This is a genomic window from Rhodococcus sp. ABRD24 (genome assembly GCF_004328705.1).
Taxonomy (GTDB): Bacteria; Actinomycetota; Actinomycetes; order Mycobacteriales; family Mycobacteriaceae; genus Prescottella.
On sequence record NZ_CP035319.1, the window covers coordinates 454,452 to 473,688 of the forward strand.

Sequence of the window (19,237 nt, forward strand, 5' to 3'; positions counted from 1 at the left end):
GCTTACCTTCCACAGTGCAGTCGTCGCTGTCGGTGCGGTCGTCGCTCACTCCGCCATCATCCCTTACTCGGGAGACGGACCGGTCATCCCACCCGCGCACACTAACCTGGTGGTGTGCCACTGCCGTCGAAGTTCATCCGTCCGGGAACCGCGCTCTTCGCGGCGACCCTCACCCTCAGCGCCCTAGTCACCGGGTGCAGCAGCGGCGGCGATGCCGCCCCGGCGAGTCCGGACGCGGTCGGTGCCGCGTCCGACGAGGTGACTGTCCCGGTCACCGCCGCGACCACCGAGATCGTCGAGGCGGGCGCCGAACCACGCGCCCTGATCGAGTCGCGCCCGGCACAGGGCACCCGACAACAGGCCCAGCTGGTGACCACCGCCACAGTCCTGCAACAGATCGACGACCAACCAGCACAGGACTTCTCGACGCCGACGATGACGATGCCACTGACCGTGCTCGTCACCCAGGCCGTATCGAACACCGTCCCGAGTACGACGATCGACCTCACGCTCGGCGACCTCACCACCCCGGACGACGCAATCACCGGCCTACTCGAGCCCGCCACTGGATCGCACGCCGGTTTCACCATCAGCACCTCCGGAGCCGTGACGGCGCTGCGACTGCGCCCGGACCCAGACGCCCAGAACAAGGCTCGCTCGATGATCGAGCAGGCCTTCTACCAGGCCGTATACCGCACCGTCGCGTTTCCCGATCAGCCGATCGGGGTCGGCGCAGTGTGGAAGATACGCCAGCAGGTGATGAGCGCAGTCGCGCTGGATCAGGTGACCACCGCCACCCTGACAGCGCGCGACGGCGACCGGCTGACCATCGACGTCCGCATCGAGCAAACCCCCAAATCGCCGGTATTCGAGTTGCCGAACGGCGCGGGAACCCTCGACGTCGAGTCCTACACACTGCAGGGCGCGGGAAGCGTGATCATCGACCCGTCCTTGCCGCTGCCCGTCGGCGGGTCGATCACGGTCGACGGCACACAGTTGTTCAGCGATCCGGCAAGCACCATGCGGCTGCGTCAGACCACCGGGGAACGAGTCGAGTGGGCGAATTGACACGACGCCGGTCCGCGATTGCCGCCGCAATCGTCGCCGGCGGGGTCACGCTCACCGCGTGCGGCGGATCAGGCGATGAGCCGGCCCCGACCACGTCGGCCGATCTGGGAGCGGCAGCGACCGCGCCGAATCCACCGACGGCCGGCCCGATCACCGACCCCGACGCGCTGCGGGCCGCGCTGCTCACCGCAGCTGATCTACCGCCAGGCTTCGCACCACTGCCGGACCCGGTGGCGGATCTGGGGCTCGACCCGGCACCGGACGACGGCGCCGCCGATCGACCCGGCACCGACCCGGCCCGATGCGCGAACGTCCTCGACATCGTGGCCCGGCAGTTCCCCAGCGCCGTGACCGATGCCGAGGGCAACTTCGCCGGACCTGGTTTCACCAGCATCGACGTCGACGCCGCCAGTTACCCCGGAACCGGAGCCGCCGATGCGTTCGCAGTCGTGCAGGCCACGTTCCGCGAGTGCAGGGCCTACCGCGGGGCCGACGCCGACGGAACGCCGGTGCAGTATCGGCTCGAGCCCCTGCAGCAGCCCCCGGTGGGCGACGCGTCGGCCTCGGTCCGGGTGACCACTACCAGCGAGGGCTTCACCCTGGTGTCCGACGCGGTGCTCGCGGTGGTCGGGTCGACCGTGGTGCAGGTGGTCACGACGGGTCCGGATCCAGCCGACAGCGTGGTGCTGAATGGGCTGGCCCGTACGGCAACCGAGCGAATCCGCAGCGCGGCCGGCACCTGACGGCAACTGCGGGCCAGAGCCTGACGACACGACGATGCCGGCGCCACCACTACGGGTGACGCCGGCATCATTGTGTCGGAACGCGTTACGCGGGGCAGGCAGGCGAGGTGAGCTGAGCCATCGAGACGATCATGCAGGCGTTTTCCTTCGACATCTTCCAGACGCCGCTCTCCTCGACGAAGTTCACGGTGGCCGGCTGGGTCTGACCGTTGACGGTCAGATTGACACCCGCAGTGACAATGCCGTCGCCGGTCGGGGTGATATCGAGAACCTCGATACCGGCGTTGTTCGCCTTGGCGGCTGCCGCGACCTGATTGATCAGCTCCGGATCGGCCTCGGAGCCCTGCACCAGCTGCACCTTCTGGTCGAGCGGGATGCTCTCGTCGAACGCCTTCGCCAGCATCGCGTTGAGCTCAGCCACCGTGGGCGCCGCGGCCTCGGGGGCAGTCACCGTGGTGCTGGTGGTGGCCTTGGCAGTGGTGGTCTTGGGCTCGTCGGAGCCGTTGTCCGAGCAAGCAGACATGGTCAGTGCGGCGGCGATCGCCACGCCGGCGATTGTCATCTTCCGAAGCTTCAAGTGCTTGTCCTTTTCATTCTCGGTCGAACATCATTCATGGTTCAGTCAGGATGTCGTCGACTATCCCAGCTATGACGCCGGTTCACAGCAAGCCTACCGGTGGCGGAGTCGACCTCATTTGAGACTCTCGATCGGATCCGCAACGACCAGGCCCGATTCGCTGTCCGCGAACGTGCGCGAAAACCCCGGCCCACTGCTTCGCGTCTCGAACCGCACCGTCACCACCCCGTGGCCCGCTCCCTGGACCCATCCATGACCATACTCGGCGTGGGCGACGTCGAGCCCCGGACGCCACCGCGGACTGTCGTCCAACGGCTCCGGCGGATTCGAATCCGGCTGTTCCCCCACACCTTCCGACAAGTTCTCACCCTGATCGAGCTCGGGAAACAACGAGCCCTGACGCACCCTGGACAGACCGCCGTAGCCGACACCGACCAAGCGGATCGGCCCGAGTTCGAGGGGATCGATGACCTGCCGTTGAGCCGTCGCGGTCAGCGTCTGCCGATCGGTCGTCGCATAGGGCAGGGTGAGTGAACGAGTGACGATGCTCATGTCTGATTTACGTAGTTTGAGCACCACCGTTCGGGCTGCGCGACCGTCCTGGTCGAGTCGCCTGTGCGCGGCGGCGGCGCTCGCCTCGACTGCCCTCCGCAGACCGGCGAGCGTCACGATGTCCGCCGCGAAGGTCGTCTCCGCGCTCACCTGCTTCGCATCGGCGCGCTCGGCGACGGGCCGATCGTCGATGCCACGGGCCTGACGTTGGAGACCCGGACCGATCGTGCTGCCCAGCACCGAGGCCACCTCCGCCTCGGGCAGCGCAGCCAGTGCACCGACAGTGTCGATACCGAGCCGCTTGAGCTTCTCCTCCGCGACCGGACCGATACCCCACAGTTTCCGCACCGGCAACGACTCCATCAGTTCCTGCTGGACGTCGGGCGAGACGACGGTGATCCCGTCGGGCTTCGCCAGACCCGAGGCGATCTTGGCGACCTGTTTGCCGGCACCGGCGCCGATCGACGCGACCAGACCGGTCTCGGCGAGCACGAGTGCGCGCAGGCCCTCGCAGTAGCGCTCGACCTCCGCCGCGCCCGCCCCCACGAGTTCGGCCGGCTCGCCGAACGCCTCGTCGAGCGAGAGCTGTTCGAGAACCGGAACCCGCGACCGCACAGCCTCGAAGACATGGCGGCTGACCTGGTCGTACAGCGCACCGCGGGGCGGCAGCACGACGGCCGACGCGCCCACCAGGCGACGCGCCTGATGCATCGGCATCGCCGATCGGGCGCCGAACACCCGCGCCTCGTAGCTCGCCCCGGCGACCACTCCCCTGCCCCCGAGCCCTCCGACCAGCACCGGGCGGCCGCGTAGCGTCGGGCGGGTCAGCTGCTCGACAGACGCGAAGAACGCGTCCATGTCGAGGTGCAGGACCCACCGGCGGCTACGCGTGGGATCGGGGACGGTGGAGTCCATGGCTGCAAACTACGCCGGGGGGACGACAGCGGGCGCCGTCGTCCCCCCGGGGCAGATTCTCCTGCCGGCTCAGGCCTTCGAGACCGTGGCACGCACACCCTCGCCCAGATCGACGACCGCGTCGCCGCCGACTTCGCCGAGCTCGAGCGTGGTCGCGAGGATCTCGCCCGCGATCAGGTCCCGGTGCCGTATCGCCCAGTCCAACTGCTCGGCCGGAACCTGCAGCTTCACCGAAATCCGATCGGAGACATCGAGACCTGCGGCACGGCGCGCGTCCTGCAGCTCGCGGATGCGGTCCTTGGCCCATCCCTCGGCCTCGAGCTCCTCGGTCACCTGCGAGTCGAGGACGACGAGTCCCGCACCGCCCGGCAGGGCGGCTGTCGACTCGGGCTCGGCAGCGACCAGTCGCTGGGTGTACTCGGACGGCAGCAGCTCGATGCCGGCGGGAGCGGAGCCTGCGGAGCGACCCGAAGGTTCGGCGGGAGCGGAGCCTGCGGAGCGACCCGGCCACACTGTGACCACGCCGTCCTTCTCTGTCCAGTCGCCCGCCTTCACCGCCTTGATGACCGTCTGAACATCCTTGCCCAGGCGCGGACCGGCGGCACGCGCGTTGACGACCAATTCGAAGCGTCCGTGTACGTCGATGTCCGCCGTGATGTCGACCTTCTTGACGTTCACCTCGTCCGCGATCAGACCCAGATACGGGCGCAACCGCTCGGCGTCGGGCGCCGCGACGGTGACCTCGGGCAACGGCAGCCGCACCCGGAGGTTCTGCGCCTTGCGCAGACCCAGCACCGTCGAGCAGACACCACGGACGTCGTCCATCGCCTCGACCAGGTCGGCGTCGGCCGGCAGCTCGGACGCCGACGGCCAGTCCGTCAGGTGTACCGAACGACCACCGGTGAGACCGCGCCAGATCACCTCGGTCGCCATCGGCAGCAGCGGCGCCGCCAGGCGGGTGACGACCTCGAGCACGGTGTGCAGCGTGTCGATCGCGTCCCGGTCCTCGTCCCAGAAGCGGCTGCGCGAACGACGCACATACCAGTTGGTGAGTGCGTCGCAGAAGGTGCGCAATTCGTCGCAGGCACCCGCGATATCGGTGACTTCGAGGTCCTCGGTGATCGCGTCCCGCGTCGCCGCGAGCTTCGCCAGGATGTACTTGTCGAGCACGTTCGGCGAGTCGGTCCGCCACTGGCCGGGCTTGGACGCGTACAGCTGCAGGAAACTCCATGCGTTCCACAACGGCAGCAGCGCCTGACGCACGCCTTCCCGGATGCCCTGCTCGGTGACGATCAGGTTGCCGCCGCGCAGGATCGGCGACGACATCAGGAACCAGCGCATGGCGTCCGAGCCGTCGCGGTCGAACACCTCCTTGACGTCCGGGTAGTTGCCCTTCGACTTGCTCATCTTCTGGCCGTCGTCACCGAGGACGATGCCGTGCGCCGCAACGGTCTTGAACGCCGGACGGTCGAACAGCGCCGTCGCCAGCACATGCAGCGTGTAGAACCAGCCGCGGGTCTGCCCGTTGTACTCGACGATGAAGTCGCCCGGGAAGTGCGCGGCGTCATCCGCCGTCGCACCACTCTTCCCGATGAACCAATCCCGGTTCTCGAACGGGTAGTGCACCTGTGCATACGGCATCGAGCCCGACTCGAACCAGCAGTCGAGCACCTCGGGAACGCGGCGCATCATCGACTTGCCGGTCGGGTCGTCCGGGTTCGGCCGGACCAGCTCGTCGATCATCGGCCGGTGCAGATCCGTCGGGCGCACACCGAAGTCCGCCTCGAGCTGATCGAGGGAACCGTAGACGTCCACCCGCGGGTAGGACGGGTCGTCCGAGATCCACACCGGGATCGGGCTGCCCCAGTAGCGGTTTCGGCTGATGTTCCAGTCGCGGGCACCCTCGAGCCACTTGCCGAACTGGCCGTCCTTGATGTGCTCGGGCACCCAGGTGATCTCCTGGTTGAGCTCGACCATGCGGTCGCGGAACTTGGTGACCGCGACGAACCACGAGGGCACCGCCATGTAGATCAGCGGCTGGCCCGATCGCCAACTGTGCGGGTAGGAGTGCTCGATCGTCTCGTGCCGCAGCAGCTTTCCGGCGGCCTTGAGATCCTTGATGATGACCGGGTTTGCATCGAAAACTTGTAGGCCTTCGTACGGCGGCACCATCGACGTGAACTTGCCGCCCGCGTCCAGCGGCTGCACGATCTCGATGCCGTTCGCAGTCGCACAGTCCATGTCCTCCTCACCGAAAGCCGGTGCGAGGTGGACGATTCCGGTACCGGAGTCGGTGGTGACGTAGTCGGCCGACAGCACGCGGTGCGCGTTCTCGTGCCCCTTGCCGGGACCGTGGAAGAAGTCGAAGGGCGGCGTGTAGGTGAGTCCGATCAGCTCGGCGCCCTTGTACTCGCCGAGAACCTCGGGTGATTCGCCGAGCTCGCGGGCATAGTGGCCGACGCGTGCCGCGGCGAGGACATAGCGCTTACCGTCCGCGCCGGATCCATCTCCCGTCGCTCCGCTCGCCGCCCGCACCTGCACGTAATCGACGTCGGGGTGCACCGCAATCGCGAGGTTCGACGGCAGCGTCCACGGCGTCGTGGTCCAGATCAGCGCGTTCGCGCCGTCCAGCGGGGACCCCTCTGCCGTCAGGACCATATCGACCGTGACCGCCGGGTCCTGACGCATCTTGTAGGCGTCGTCGAGGCGGGTCTCCTGGTTCGACAGCGGTGTCTGCTCGTACCAGCTGTACGGGAGCACCCGGAAGCCCTGATAGATCAGGCCCTTGTCGTGGAGCTCCTTGAACGCCCACATCACGGACTCCATGAAGTCCAGATCCAGCGTCTTGTAATCGTTGTCGAAGTCGACCCACCGAGCCTGTCGAGTCACGTAGTCGCGCCACTCGTCGGTGTACCGGAGAACCGACTGCTTGCAGTAGGCGTTGAACTCGGCGAGGCCCATCGCGTCGATCTGCGACTTGTCCTTGATGCCGAGCTGCTTCTCCGCCTCGAGCTCCGCGGGCAGGCCGTGGCAGTCCCAGCCGAACCTGCGGTCCACCTTCTTGCCACGCATCGTCTGGTAGCGCGGGATCAAGTCCTTGACGTACCCGGTGAGGAGGTGGCCATAGTGCGGCAGGCCATTCGCAAAGGGCGGGCCGTCGTAGAACACGAATTCCTCGGCACCCTCACGGTTCGCGACGCTGGCTTCGAACGTGCCGTCGGCGTCCCATGCCGCGAGCACCTTCTGCTCGAGCGCCGGGAAGGACACACTTCCGGTAGCGCGTCCGCCGACGAGATCGACGCGGGGGTACCCGTCGTTCGTCTGGGGAGGGATGGATTCGTTACTGGTCACCGCGTGGCTCCTCGTGCCCAACTTCCGGCACGGGGACGACAACGGCGCCCTGTACGCCGTAACCGCGGTACCACCCCGCTTGCCCGCCTCCGCCTGCGCGGGCCGGGCCACTCGATCGAGGGCTGTGACGGGCCCACCCGTTCGGGTCTAATAAGTCGACGCCCCCACCGGGAGGACTGATCGACCGTTCTTCCGAAGGCTCACCGGTGATGGCCGGATCGTCGCCGATTGTGCGTTCAGTGTAGCTCTGTGGTCAGTCTCGACTGGAATTGCCGGCATCGGACGTACCCGGCTCATTGTCGCCGGCTTCAGGCGAGTCGGACCCACCGACCGACGACGCCGGGGCCGTTCTTCTGTTTGCCAGCGCACTGACGAGCAGCAGAACGGCACCCGCGACACAAACCGAGATACATCCCCACGCCCAGATGACGGATCCGGTCATCAGGGCGATCACAAGTAGGGCGAACCCCACTGCCGCGAGGACCAGCGTCATGACCAGCACGATTCAGCCTCTGCTCGAGAGCCGACCGGGCGTCGGCTCGATTAGTTGTTTCCCTTGGCGAACGACTGCCGGAAGCCGGACTGTGAACCCGACTGGCCGAAATTGTCCTGGCCGCCGTCGACCGGAACTGCCGAACCGCGCTGCTCCAGCTCCTCGAGCTGCGATTCCAGGTACGACTTGAGCCGCACGCGGTACTCGCGCTCGAACGTCTTCAACTGCTCGATCCGACCCTCCAGCACGGTGCGCTGCTGGTTGATGGTCGCCATGATCTCGGTGTGCTTCTTCTCGGAGTCCGCCTGCAAAGCATCGGCCTTCTCCTTGGCCTGACGCAGCTGGGTCTCCGAACGAGTCTGCGCGTCCGACAGCAGCGACTCGGACTTCTGTTTGGCGTCGGCAACCATGGTCTCCGACTTGGTGCGGGCCTCGCTCACGAGACGCTCCGAGTTGGTGCGAGCATCGCTGAGCAGCTGCTCGGCCTCCACCTTGGCGTCGCCGGTGAGCCGGTCGGCCATCTCCTGCGCAAGGCCGAGTACCTTCGCGGCCTGCATGTTGGCATCCTCGGACCGAGGCGGTGCGGCCACAGGGACCGGAGCCGGTTTGGGCTGCTCGACCACGCGGACGGGCTCAGGCGCCGGCGCCGGGACGGGAGCTGCTGCAGTCGCGGCCGGGCGCGGCGCGTTCTTTGACTCGGCGAGCTCCTGATCGAGCTCACCCACCCGCTGACGGAGGTCTGCATTCTCCTCGATCAGTCGCGACAGCTCCTGCTCGACGAGGTCGAGGAAGGCATCGACCTCGTCCTCGTTGTAGCCACGCTTCCCTATAGGAGGCTTGCTGAACGCGACGTTGTGCACATCAGCTGGAGTCAGCGGCATGGAAGGATCCCTTCACGCGTCAATTGGCGGTCTAGCACGCATTCAGTTCTAGCGCGTCGCGCGTACTCGTTAACCATTTCGTTACCCATCACACTGTAACTGCGGGCCATTCTGTCACACGAATGTGCCCGACGAAGCCAGTCCGCCGACCACCTGCATGAGAATGAACAGCAGGAACAGCAGCACCATGATCGACAGATCCAACCGCACGCCGCCCAGCGAGATCGGTGGAATCAGTCTGCGCAGAAGCTTCACAGGAGGGTCCGTGACCGTGAAGATCGCCTCGAGAATCACGACGACGAAACCCGATGGGCGCCAGTCCCTGGCAAAAACCCGGATGAACTCGACGATGATCCGCCCGATGAGCAACAGCCAGAAGACGAACAGGATCATGTAGATCACCGAGAACACGGCCACACCTTCACTTTGCCTGACAACGACCGGTCGATCAAAACCCCCGCCCTCACCGAGTCTCTCGTCACACCTTGCGGCGTGCGGTCCATTCGGTCCGGACGGCAGATTGTCCCTCGGCGAACGAACTTACTTCTGGTTGTAGAAGCCGGTCTCCGCGATGCGGCGACGCTCCTCCGCGGAGACGTCGATATCGGCGGGTGAGAGCAGGAACACCTTCGTGGCCACCTTGTCGAACGAGCCACGCAGCGCGAAGGCGAGGCCGGCCGCGAAATCGACGAGGCGTTTGGCGTCGGCGTTGCTCATCTCGACCAGATCCATGATCACCGGGCTGCCGTCGCGGAAGCGCTCACCGATCGTCCGGGCCTCGCCGTAGTCACGGGGACGCAGCGTAGTGATCTTCGACAGTGGGCCGGCCTCGTCGACCGTCGGGCGACGGCCTTCGAGTCGATCCATCCTGGAGTCGACCGCAAGCGCGCCACGAGTAGTTCCTCGCGGCGCAGCGCTGGGCGCGGGCCGGGTCGCCCGCGGGGCGATCGGCTCGATACGCGCCGATCCACGCGGGGCCGACGAGTCGTAGCGGTCGAAGTCGTCTTCGATCTCGTCGCGGCGGGAAGCCGCGTATCCGGGCTCGGCGTAGTCCCGGCGGGCCTGCCCCGGCTCATCGATATAGTCGTCCTCGAAGTCCTCGAGGGGAACCATGCCGAAGTAAGCCTTGAACTTGTGCAGGGTGCTCATTGATCGACCTTCCTGGGCGGGGCTGACTGACGATCTTCATCTGGCTGGCGATCATTTCGAGGCTATCGGTCGAGACCCCAGCAGTGCGGTTCCGACACGCACGCACGTGGAGCCGTGGGCGACTGCCGCTTCGAGGTCTCCGGTCATCCCGGCGGACAGCTCCGTCGCGCGTGGATGAGTGCGGAGCAGATCTGCGTGGACGGCCGCCAATTGCTCGAAGGCGCGGGCCGGATCCGAGTCCAGCGGAGGCACCGCCATCAGACCCCGAAAATTCAGGCTGGGGGCTGACTCGACCCGGTCGGCCAGCGCAGCGAGTTCCGCTACCGGCACCCCGCCCCGAGCCGGATCGGCATCGAGGCTGACCTGGAGCAGCACGTCGAGCCGCCGAGTGCGGCCACCGGCCTCGATCGAATCGGCGACCGCGGCATCGAGCGTATCGACCAGTCGCGAGCTGTCCGCCGAATGCACCACATCGGCCCAGCGGACAACCGACTTGACCTTGTTCCGCTGCAGGCGACCGATCATATGCCAGCGGACCTCATCCGGCGAAGCTCCGGTCGTGCGGAACTCCGCGACCTTGGTGCTCGCCTCAGGCTCACGGGATTCACCGAACTCACGACAACCGAGCTCGTACAGGATGTGTACATCCGACACCGGAAAGAACTTGGTGACCGGCAGCATCGCGACCGCGGCCGGGTCCCGGCCCGCGGCCCGGCACGCCGCATCGAGCCGGTCGCGCACCGACCTCAGCGCCGATGCGATGTCCTCGCGCCTACTCATCACCCGTCACTCGTCCCCGGACGGATCCATCCAGATCACGGCGCCGAGCCGTCCGGTGGGCGAGCCCCGGCGATGACTGAACAAAGTGCGGTCCTCGATCGTGCAGCGCGGATCCTCTGCGACACCGGAGACTCCGGCCGCAAGGAGCTGGCGACGCAGCCCCGCCCGCAGATCCAATCCGGGAGTTCCCTTCACCGTCCGGCTCGCGCTTCCCGGCAGGAACTTCTCGACGTCGGCCTGCATCGCAGCGGGTACCTCGTACTGGCGGCCGCTGGCCGCGGGACCGAGGAAGGCTCCGATCCGCTCCGGCCGCGCACCCTGCTCGATCATTGCGCCGATGACCTTGGGCACGATGCCGATGCGCGCACCGATTCGTCCGGCATGTACGGCGGCGATGACACCGGCTTCGTCATCGGACAGCAGAATCGGGACACAGTCGGCGCTCAATGTCACCAGTGCCAGGCCAGGCACCTTGGTGACCAGCGCATCGGTGGCGGGCACGGGGGCGTCCACCGGTCCGTCGACCACGGTCACATTGCGGCTGTGGATCTGTTCCATCCATACCAGCCGCTCGAAGGGCAGCCCGATGCCCTCGGCGAGCCGGCGGCGGTTGGTCTCGACCGCCGCCGGATCGTCACCGACGTGATCACCGAGATTGAAGGACTCGTACGGCGCCCCGGACACCCCGCCTGCCCGGGTCGTGACGACCCGGCGGACACGGACACCGGTCATGGAGAGCCCGCTCAACGGCGCATGAAGGAAGGCACATCGACGTCGTCGTCTTCGCCTTCCTCGTTACCGACCGGAACCGTACGCGAAGCGCCTGTGCCACTCAGCGGCGGCAGGCTCGACCCGGCAGGCGAACCGACTGGCTCGCGTGCAGGCGGTGTCGCATCGCTCGGTGGGGTTGCGGTACGAGGTGACTGGCCGATCTCACCGGCCCGGCCGGCACCGATGTTGCTGCGGCCGATAGCGGCCTGGACGTCGAGCGGACGGCGCGCAGGCGCCCCACCGTCGAAGCCCGCCGCGATCACCGTGACCCGGACCTCGTCGCCGAGGGAATCGTCAATGACCGTGCCGAAGATGATGTTCGCGTCGATGTGCGCCGCTTCCTGCACCAGCGAGGCGGCCTCGTTGATCTCGAACAGGCCCAGGTCCGATCCGCCCGCGATCGACAGCAGCACGCCGCGCGCACCCTCCATCGACGCCTCGAGCAGGGGGGAATTGATCGCGGTCTCGGCGGCCTTGATCGATCGGCCTTCGCCGCGCGAGGAGCCGATGCCCATCAGGGCGCTGCCCGCACCCGACATCACGCTCTTGACATCCGCGAAGTCGACATTGATCAGGCCCGGGGTGGTGATGAGGTCGGTGATGCCCTGGACACCGTTGAGCAGGACCTCGTCAGCACTGCGGAACGCATCCATCAGGCTGACCGCGGCGTCACCGAGTTGCAGCAGTCGATCGTTCGGAATCACTATCAGCGTGTCACAGGACTCGCGGAGAGCGGCGATACCGGCCTCTGCCTGGCCTCCGCGACGCTTACCCTCGAACGAGAACGGACGGGTGACCACACCGATGGTGAGCGCGCCGAGCTTACGGGCAATGCTCGCGACGACAGGCGCACCACCGGTTCCGGTACCACCGCCCTCGCCGGCGGTGACGAAGACCATGTCGGCGCCCTTGAGCACTTCCTCGATCTCGTCCTTGTGGTCCTCGGCGGCCTTACGGCCGACCTCGGGGTCTGCGCCCGCACCGAGGCCACGGGTGAGTTCGCGACCGACATCGAGCTTGACATCGGCATCACTCATCAGCAGAGCCTGTGCGTCGGTGTTGACCGCGATGAACTCGACTCCCTTGAGTCCCTGTTCGATCATGCGGTTGACCGCGTTGACGCCGCCGCCGCCGATACCGACGACCTTGATTACGGCGAGGTAGTTGTGCGGGGGCGTCATGGGCTCTCGCCTTCCGTGAGTGGATTTCGCGCTCGTACGTACGGGATGAGGAAAACCCTCAACCTCAACCACAGGGTTAAGGTTATGTCAAGTACTCCAGTGAAGCGAAACGCTATGCAGTGCCATAGCAATCCGCCAGCAGGCGCGCCGACGCGCGCCAAGTTTTTGCTCGGGGCGCAGGCCCAGAGCCTTCCCGGAACATGGATTCCGGGCATCGGACTATCAGATCACTGTTCACTTTACTGTGGGTAGCTCGGGGCTGGACACATCGAAGGTCTGTCCGGGCTGCGTGAGCAGCGCGGAGACCACTGCCGACTTCCTCGTTGAGTTGTCGACACCGCCCCACACCACGACCCGCCCGTCCATAAGCCTAACCGAAACACTCGAAATCGTCGGTGCCGCAACCTCGGCCACCTGGCCACGTACCAACGGGGGCAGTGCCTCGAGAACCCCGAGGGCAGCGGTCGTCGCCGGATCCTCGGAGCCCGGCGCCGGAGTGACCAGCCGCACCGTTCCGAACGGCGGCGGCTCGATCGCAAAGTCGACGCCGTCCGAGTCGAGCAAATGGGTACCCTGCGGGGAATCGAAGAACGCCACGGGAATCCGCTCGGTCACGGTGAGCCGGACCGTCGACGGATAGTTCCGCTGCACTCTTGCCTCCGCAACCCGGGGATTGCCCGCGATACGGCGAGCGGCTGCCCCGGTGTCGATCTGCAGCAACGGCGTGCCCTCGGCGATACCGAGAACTGGCAGTAGCTCCTCCTCGGTGAGGACGCCGTCGCCGACGAACTCGATCTTCCGCACCGACATCAGTGGACTGAACCACAGCACCGCGAACAGGACGGCAACAATCGTGACGGCGACCCCGGAGAGCAGAAATACTTTGCGCCGCAACGAACGCGCGCGTTCACGATCCGCGCTGCCGCGACCGGTAGGTTCGGTCGTGGTGGTCCGGACCGACGGCTCGCGGCGCTCGCGCACGGTACTACGTGAACGCCCGCCTCGGCGGTCCGTGGACCGCCGGGGTGAACGCCGGTCGGCACTGGACCCGGATCGGCGCGGCGCCGTCACTGCAGCTCCGTACCGGATCCCGCTGCCGCCGAACGACTGCCGTGGTTGGGTCGAATGCGCAACGCGTCGAGGATCTGGCCGCCGAGCATTGTCACATCGCCGGCGCCCATCGTGATCACCACGTCACCCGACTCCGCGAGGGTAGCGACCTGACGCGGAACCTGCGATCGATCGGGTTGATAGTGAACGTCTTTCGTCACCGCCTGGGCTACGAGCGCACCACTGACGCCGGGAATCGGCTCCTCGCGCGCCCCGTAGACGTCCAGCACCACCACCTCGTCCGCGAGATCGAGCGCTTCGCCGAATTCTTGCGCGAACGTCACCGTCCTCGAGTACAGATGCGGCTGGAACACCACGATCACGCGGCCGGGCCGATCGCGGCCCGCGACGAGTTCCCGGGCCGCGCCGAGCACCGCGCGGACCTCCGTGGGATGGTGCGCATAGTCGTCGAACACCCGGACCCCGCGCTCACGCCCGGTGAGCTGGAAACGGCGATGCACGCCACCGAACCCGGCGAGTCCCTCGAGTAGCTCGTCCACCGGCGCACTCGCGTCCAGGCCCGCCAGCAGAGCCGCAAGAGCATTGAGTGCCATGTGCTTTCCGGGGACACTCAGAGCGAGAGAACGGGGCGTGCCCTCACCGGCCAGCTGGATGTGGGCCACTCCCCCGACATCACGTGCCTCCCACGAGAGCAGTCGCACGCCCACCGGGACATCCCCTGCATCTCGCGCACCTTCTTCGGTGCCGTACCCGATCACCCGAATGTCAGAACGACCGGAACCGACAACCCTCCGCGCGAGGGATGCCGAACCTGGATCGTCGAGGCACGCAACCAGCAGTCCATTCGGCGCGATGCGGGCGACGAAGTCATCGAAAACCTGCGTGTATGCCTCGCTGGTACCGAAGTAGTCCAGATGGTCGGCCTCGATATTGGTGACCACCACTACATCCGGGTCGTACTGCAGCAGGGAGCCGTCGCTCTCGTCGGCCTCCGCGACGAAGACCGCGCCGGAGCCGTGGTGAGCATTCGTCCCAGCCTCGTTCAGCTCGCCACCGACCGCGAACGACGGGTCGAATCCACAGTGTTGCAACGCCACCACGAGCATCGACGTCGTCGAGGTCTTGCCGTGGGTTCCGGACACCAGCAGGGTGCGATGCCCCTTCATCAGCGACGCCAGTACCGCCGGACGCAGGATCACGGGGATGCCACGGGCAGCGGCCTCGACAAGTTCAGGATTGTCCTTGGGGATCGCAGCATGGGTCGTGACGACCGCCGTCGCGCCGCCTGGAAGCAGATCCAGCGCACTGGCGTCGTGTCCGATGCGCACGACGGCGCCGCGGGCACGTAGTGCCAGCACCCCACGGCTCTCCTTGGCGTCGGATCCGGACACCTGCCCGCCCCTGGCCAAGAGGATCCGGGCGACGCCGGACATCCCGGCGCCGCCGATGCCGACCATGTGCACCCGCTCGAGCCCCTCGGGTAGCTGCTCGCTCATCGGTTACCCCTTGCTACGTCGACAACGATCTGTGCGACTGTCGTGGCCGCGCTGCGGTGACCGGCGTCCGCCGCACTGCGGCCCATATCTTCGAGCCGTGCCCGATCCCCGAGCAGCGGCACCACGGCATCCGCGACGAACTGCGGCGTCAATTCCGCGTCCGGAACGATCATCCCACCTCCGGCGGCGACGACGGGCCGGGCGTTGAGTTCCTGTTCGCCGTTTCCGTGTGGCAACGGCACGTAGACCGCGGGCAGTCCCACCGCCGAGACCTCGGCGACCGTCATCGCGCCCGAGCGGCAGATGACCGCGTCGGCCGCGGAGTACGCGAGATCCATCCGCGACAGATACGGGACGGCGACATACGGTGCGACCGGCGTCGACTCGACGTCCACCGAGTTCTTGGGACCGTAGGCGTGCAGCACCGATATGCCGGCCGCGGCTAGCTCCTTCGCCGCCCCCGACACCGCATCGTTGAGCGAGCGGGCACCCTGGGATCCGCCGAAGACCAGCAGCACCGGACCTTCCTGGGGCAATCCGAAGTGCTCACGGGCCTGTGCTCGCAACGCCGCCCGATCGAGGCTCGTGATCGACGAGCGCACCGGGATACCGACGATCTCCGCATCCGCCGCGCCGCGAGCAGCGACCCCGGATCCCGCGACTGCGGCCAACACGCGCCGTGCGCGTCGCGCACCGATCTTGTTGGCGATGCCCGCACTCGCGTTCGCCTCGTGAATGACGATCGGAATCCGTCGTCGGCGCCGGAGCAGCCCCGGACCAGCCGCGAGGTAGGCGGGGAGCGCGACGTAACCGCCGAAGCCCACTATGACGTCGGCGTCCACGTTGTCGAGCACTGCCCGTGCGGCAGCGACCGAACGCCGGATGCGGCCTGGCAGCCGGAGCAGGTCCATCGTGGGCTTGCGTGGCAACGGAACCGGCGGGATCAGCTCCAGCGGGTAGCCGCGCTGGGGCACCAGCGTGGTCTCGAGTCCGCGTTCTGTACCCAATGCCGTCACCGTCGCGGACGGGTCGAGGGCACGGATCGCATCGGCGACGGCCATCGCCGGTTCAATGTGCCCGGCGGTGCCACCCCCGGCCACCACCACTGACAGGGCAGACTTGTCGCCGCTCACCTACGCGTTCCTCGCTCTCCTGGTCGGGGATCGCGCTGACGTGTCGGCCGTCCCCGGTCTGTCATCGGTCTGTGTGTCTGGTCGTCGGCGGCACTGCGCCCCCGGTTGGCACCGCGCCCCGGGTTGGCACTGCTCCCTGGGTTGGCACTGCTCCCTGGGTTGGCACTGCGCCCCCGGTTGTCGTCTGTTCGGCGCCGGTCGTCCACAGACCGGCGCGGGTCGTCATGTCCGGCTCTCCGCTGTGCCCGAGACGCCGACTGCTGTTCACGGGTCGGCCGGACCTTGCGGGTCTCCTGCGGCCGGACCACCGCCGCGCCACGCGGCCGCGGAGGGACATACGCCGCGGGCTTCGGCAGCCGGAGCAGCCGGCTGACGCGTCCATCCTGCCCGCTGTAAAGGGCGGACACAGCCTCCGGTTCATGCCGCGCGGCATTCGCGACGAGGCCGAACATGAGCAACGTCGTCGCGGTCGAAGTGCCGCCGGCGGACACCAACGGCAGCTGCAGTCCGGTCACCGGCAGCAGCCCGATCACATAGCCGATGTTGATGAACGCCTGCCCCGTGATCCAGGCGGTCGCGGTGGACGTGAGCAACTGCAGGAACGGGTCCACCGAACGTCGCGCAATGCGTAGGCCTGTGTAGATGAACAGCGCGAACAACCCGATGACCGCCCCCGCGCCGATGAAGCCGAGTTCCTCACCGATGATCGCGAAGATGAAGTCGTTGTGCGCATTCGGCAGATAGCTCCACTTGGCGCGACTCTGCCCGAGGCCCTCGCCGAAGATACTTCCGTCCGCGAGGGCGTATTTGGCCTGCCGAGCCTGGTAGCCGTCACCCTGCGGGTCCGCGCTGGGATTGAAGAAGGCCTGTACCCGGGCCGAGCGGTAGCCGGCGGTCAACGCGAGCGTGACCGCGGCAGCGGCGCCGGCGCCGAGCATGCCCAGGAAGATCTTGAGCGGCAGCCCCGCGAACCACAGCAGCGCGAGCAGGATGATCGCGAGCGAGATCGTGGTGCCCAGGTCCGGCTGCAGCACGATCAGGACGAACACCAGCAACGCTGCCGGCACCAGCGGAATCAGCATCTCCTTGAGCGACGCGCCGCCTCGTCGCCGTGTCGCAAGCAGATGCGCGCCCCACACGGCGAATGCGATCTTCGCAAGCTCCGACGGCTGCAGCGAGAACCCCGCGATCACGAACCACCCGCGCGTGCCCTGAGACTTCGTACCGATGCCGGGGATCAGCACCAGCATCAACATCACAATGGTGATTCCGAAAGCGGGCAGCGCGAACCTGCGCATCATCCGAACCGGAATCATCAGCGCGACATAGAAGATCACCATGCCCAGGCCGGCGAAGATCAGCTGCGAAACGAACTTGCCGTACGCCGAACCGTCCTGCGCCACCGACTCCACGCTCGACGAGGACAGCACCATGACGAGCCCGAGCACGGTCAGCAGCACCGCAATTGTGACAACCAGGTGGAACGACGTCAGCGGACGCGCCAGCCATGCCCCGATCCGCGTACGCGGCGCGCGCTCGGCGGACTGGGTCATCCGGGTGTCCCGGGCCCCGGCTCGGTGTCCATGAGCGCCGCGACGGCTGCGGCGAAGCTGCGACCGCGGTGACCGTAGGAATCGAACATGTCCAGCGATGCGGCGGCCGGGGCGAGCAGGACCGTGTCACCCGGCGCGGCCAGCGCCGCGGCAGCGCGAACGGCCTCCGCCATCACGGTCTCCGCGTCGGCGGCGGCAAGATCGAGGTGGAGCACCTCGGCCCCGGCGATCTGTTCGCCCACCGGACCATGGTCTCCCGAACGGAGCTGAACCACCGGGACGTCGGGGGCGTGTCGGGCGAGGGCCTGGGCAATCTGGTCCGCATCGCGGCCGAGCAGTACCGCGCCGGCCAAGCGATCGGCGACCTCGACGACAAGGTCGTCGACGCGCGCGCCCTTGAGCTGCCCTCCGGCTATCCACACCACTGATTCGTGAGCGACGATCGACGACCGCGCCGCGTGCGGGTTGGTCGCCTTGGAGTCGTCGACATAGGACACCTCGCCGACGCGGCCGACTAGTTCGGCTCGGTGCGGTCCCACCCGGTATGCCCGCAGACCGGCGCCAACCGCCGCGGGTGACACACCGATCGCCCGGGCCAGCGCGGCCGCGGCGAGGGCGTCCGAAATCCCGGCAGGACCCGGCGGACTGATCTCGTCGGCGGCGACGAGCGGCACGGAATCGGCAAACGCCCGATCGATCAGCATCCCGCCGCGCACACCCAGCTGCCCGACGTCGGGGGCGCCGAGCCGGAATCCGACAGTGTGCCCGTCTCGGGGGCGGCTCGCGAGCCGGGCAGCAGCCTCGTCGTCCAACCCCACCACTGCGATCGCACCGGTAAGCGCCTGTGCTTTGGCGTCGACATATCCCTGCATGCCGCCGTGCCAGTCGAGATGATCCTCGGCGATGTTGAGTACGACACCGGCGTCCGGGCACACCGACGGAGCCCAGTACAGCTGAAACGACGACAGCTCGACGGCCAGCACGTCTACCCGCGGCCCCTGTGCACGCAGCGCATCGAGGACCGGCAGCCCGATGTTCCCGCACGCCGCGGACGACACCCCGGCAGCCTCGAGAATGGAGTGCAGCATCGACGTCGTCGTGGTCTTGCCGTTGGTTCCGGTCACGACGAGCCACGGTCGTGGCGGACCGTAGACCTCCGCGCGGTCCACTCGCCACGTGAACTCGATGTCTCCCCAGACCGGGATACCCGCATCCGCGGCCACGCGCAGCACCGGCGTGTCCGGACGGAAACCGGGACTCGTGATGACCAACGCGAAGTCGGCCATCCGGCCGGGTTCTGCGGCCAGCTCGTCGAACGGGACGATTCCCGCGCCGAGGTCCACGCACCTGCCCAGCGCATCGGTGTTCGAGTCCGTGACGGTGACCCGAGCGCCGAGATCGTGCAGCGGCGCGATGACCGCACGACCGGAAATCCCCGCGCCCATGACCAGTACGTGGGCCCCGCGCAGTCGGTCCAGCTCAGGACTCGGGACGGCTGAGCCCACCGCGTCGATCGGCATGAG

At 67.4% G+C, this 19,237-nt stretch carries 17 protein-coding genes; 2 read left to right on the forward strand and 15 right to left on the reverse strand.

Annotated elements, in window-relative coordinates; genetic code table 11:
• Window positions 1–114 precede the first annotated feature (114 nt).
• Both ERC79_RS01890 and ERC79_RS01895 read left to right on the forward strand, forming a co-directional pair.
• Entirely contained in the window at window positions 115–1,068 is a 954-nt protein-coding gene (locus ERC79_RS01890) for a hypothetical protein (protein WP_131575245.1), read from the forward strand.
• A complete protein-coding gene (locus ERC79_RS01895; protein WP_131575247.1) occupies window positions 1,056–1,811 on the forward strand; it encodes a hypothetical protein in 756 nt (251 codons plus the stop codon). Before ERC79_RS01890 ends, ERC79_RS01895 begins: the two co-directional genes overlap by 13 nt.
• A gap of 85 nt (window positions 1,812–1,896) precedes the next feature.
• On the opposite strand, the gene ERC79_RS01900 is transcribed toward ERC79_RS01895, so the two are convergent.
• From ERC79_RS01900 to murD, 15 genes are all read right to left on the reverse strand, one after another.
• Window positions 1,897–2,373: a hypothetical protein gene (locus ERC79_RS01900; RefSeq protein ID WP_242676720.1), complete on the reverse strand. Its 477-nt coding sequence runs from the start codon at window positions 2,371–2,373 to the stop codon at window positions 1,897–1,899.
• A 129-nt stretch (window positions 2,374–2,502) separates the two neighbouring features.
• Entirely contained in the window at window positions 2,503–3,855 is a 1,353-nt protein-coding gene (locus tag ERC79_RS01905) for a DNA polymerase IV (RefSeq protein WP_131575251.1), read from the reverse strand.
• Between the two features lie 69 nt (window positions 3,856–3,924).
• Entirely contained in the window at window positions 3,925–7,206 is a 3,282-nt protein-coding gene (gene ileS, locus ERC79_RS01910) for an isoleucine--tRNA ligase (RefSeq protein ID WP_131575253.1), read from the reverse strand.
• Window positions 7,207–7,459: 253 nt separating this feature from the next.
• On the reverse strand, window positions 7,460–7,708 hold the full coding sequence (locus ERC79_RS01915; protein ID WP_131575254.1) for a hypothetical protein: 249 nt from the start codon (window positions 7,706–7,708) through the stop codon (window positions 7,460–7,462).
• A 41-nt stretch (window positions 7,709–7,749) separates the two neighbouring features.
• Window positions 7,750–8,580 carry a DivIVA domain-containing protein gene (locus tag ERC79_RS01920; protein ID WP_131575256.1) on the reverse strand — a complete coding sequence of 277 codons (831 nt, stop codon included), beginning with the start codon at window positions 8,578–8,580 and terminating at the stop codon, window positions 7,750–7,752.
• A gap of 114 nt (window positions 8,581–8,694) precedes the next feature.
• The gene (locus ERC79_RS01925; protein ID WP_131575258.1) at window positions 8,695–8,997 is read right to left on the reverse strand and encodes a YggT family protein; all 303 of its coding nucleotides are present in this window, start codon (window positions 8,995–8,997) and stop codon (window positions 8,695–8,697) included.
• Window positions 8,998–9,120: 123 nt separating this feature from the next.
• Window positions 9,121–9,729 carry a cell division protein SepF gene (locus ERC79_RS01930; RefSeq protein WP_131575260.1) on the reverse strand — a complete coding sequence of 203 codons (609 nt, stop codon included), beginning with the start codon at window positions 9,727–9,729 and terminating at the stop codon, window positions 9,121–9,123.
• 51 nt (window positions 9,730–9,780) lie between these two features.
• A complete protein-coding gene (locus ERC79_RS01935) occupies window positions 9,781–10,509 on the reverse strand; it encodes a YggS family pyridoxal phosphate-dependent enzyme (protein ID WP_131575262.1) in 729 nt (242 codons plus the stop codon).
• Between the two features lie 6 nt (window positions 10,510–10,515).
• Complete coding sequence (pgeF, locus tag ERC79_RS01940) at window positions 10,516–11,241, reverse strand: peptidoglycan editing factor PgeF (protein ID WP_131575264.1); 726 nt, start codon at window positions 11,239–11,241, stop codon at window positions 10,516–10,518.
• A gap of 11 nt (window positions 11,242–11,252) precedes the next feature.
• On the reverse strand, window positions 11,253–12,461 hold the full coding sequence (ftsZ, locus tag ERC79_RS01945; RefSeq protein WP_131575266.1) for a cell division protein FtsZ: 1,209 nt from the start codon (window positions 12,459–12,461) through the stop codon (window positions 11,253–11,255).
• A 234-nt stretch (window positions 12,462–12,695) separates the two neighbouring features.
• Window positions 12,696–13,442: an FtsQ-type POTRA domain-containing protein gene (locus tag ERC79_RS01950; protein ID WP_242676721.1), complete on the reverse strand. Its 747-nt coding sequence runs from the start codon at window positions 13,440–13,442 to the stop codon at window positions 12,696–12,698.
• Between the two features lie 86 nt (window positions 13,443–13,528).
• Window positions 13,529–15,028 (reverse strand): UDP-N-acetylmuramate--L-alanine ligase, encoded by a 1,500-nt coding sequence (murC, locus tag ERC79_RS01955; protein ID WP_131575270.1) that lies wholly within the window; start codon window positions 15,026–15,028, stop codon window positions 13,529–13,531.
• Window positions 15,025–16,161 carry an undecaprenyldiphospho-muramoylpentapeptide beta-N-acetylglucosaminyltransferase gene (murG, locus tag ERC79_RS01960; RefSeq protein WP_131575272.1) on the reverse strand — a complete coding sequence of 379 codons (1,137 nt, stop codon included), beginning with the start codon at window positions 16,159–16,161 and terminating at the stop codon, window positions 15,025–15,027. The genes murC and murG overlap by 4 nt, the downstream gene beginning before the upstream one ends.
• Window positions 16,158–17,714, reverse strand: a complete 1,557-nt coding sequence (gene ftsW, locus ERC79_RS01965; RefSeq protein WP_131575274.1) for a putative lipid II flippase FtsW — start codon at window positions 17,712–17,714, stop codon at window positions 16,158–16,160. The genes murG and ftsW overlap by 4 nt, the downstream gene beginning before the upstream one ends.
• The gene (gene murD, locus ERC79_RS01970; RefSeq protein WP_131575276.1) at window positions 17,711–19,234 is read right to left on the reverse strand and encodes a UDP-N-acetylmuramoyl-L-alanine--D-glutamate ligase; all 1,524 of its coding nucleotides are present in this window, start codon (window positions 19,232–19,234) and stop codon (window positions 17,711–17,713) included. Before murD ends, ftsW begins: the two co-directional genes overlap by 4 nt.
• Window positions 19,235–19,237 lie beyond the last annotated feature (3 nt).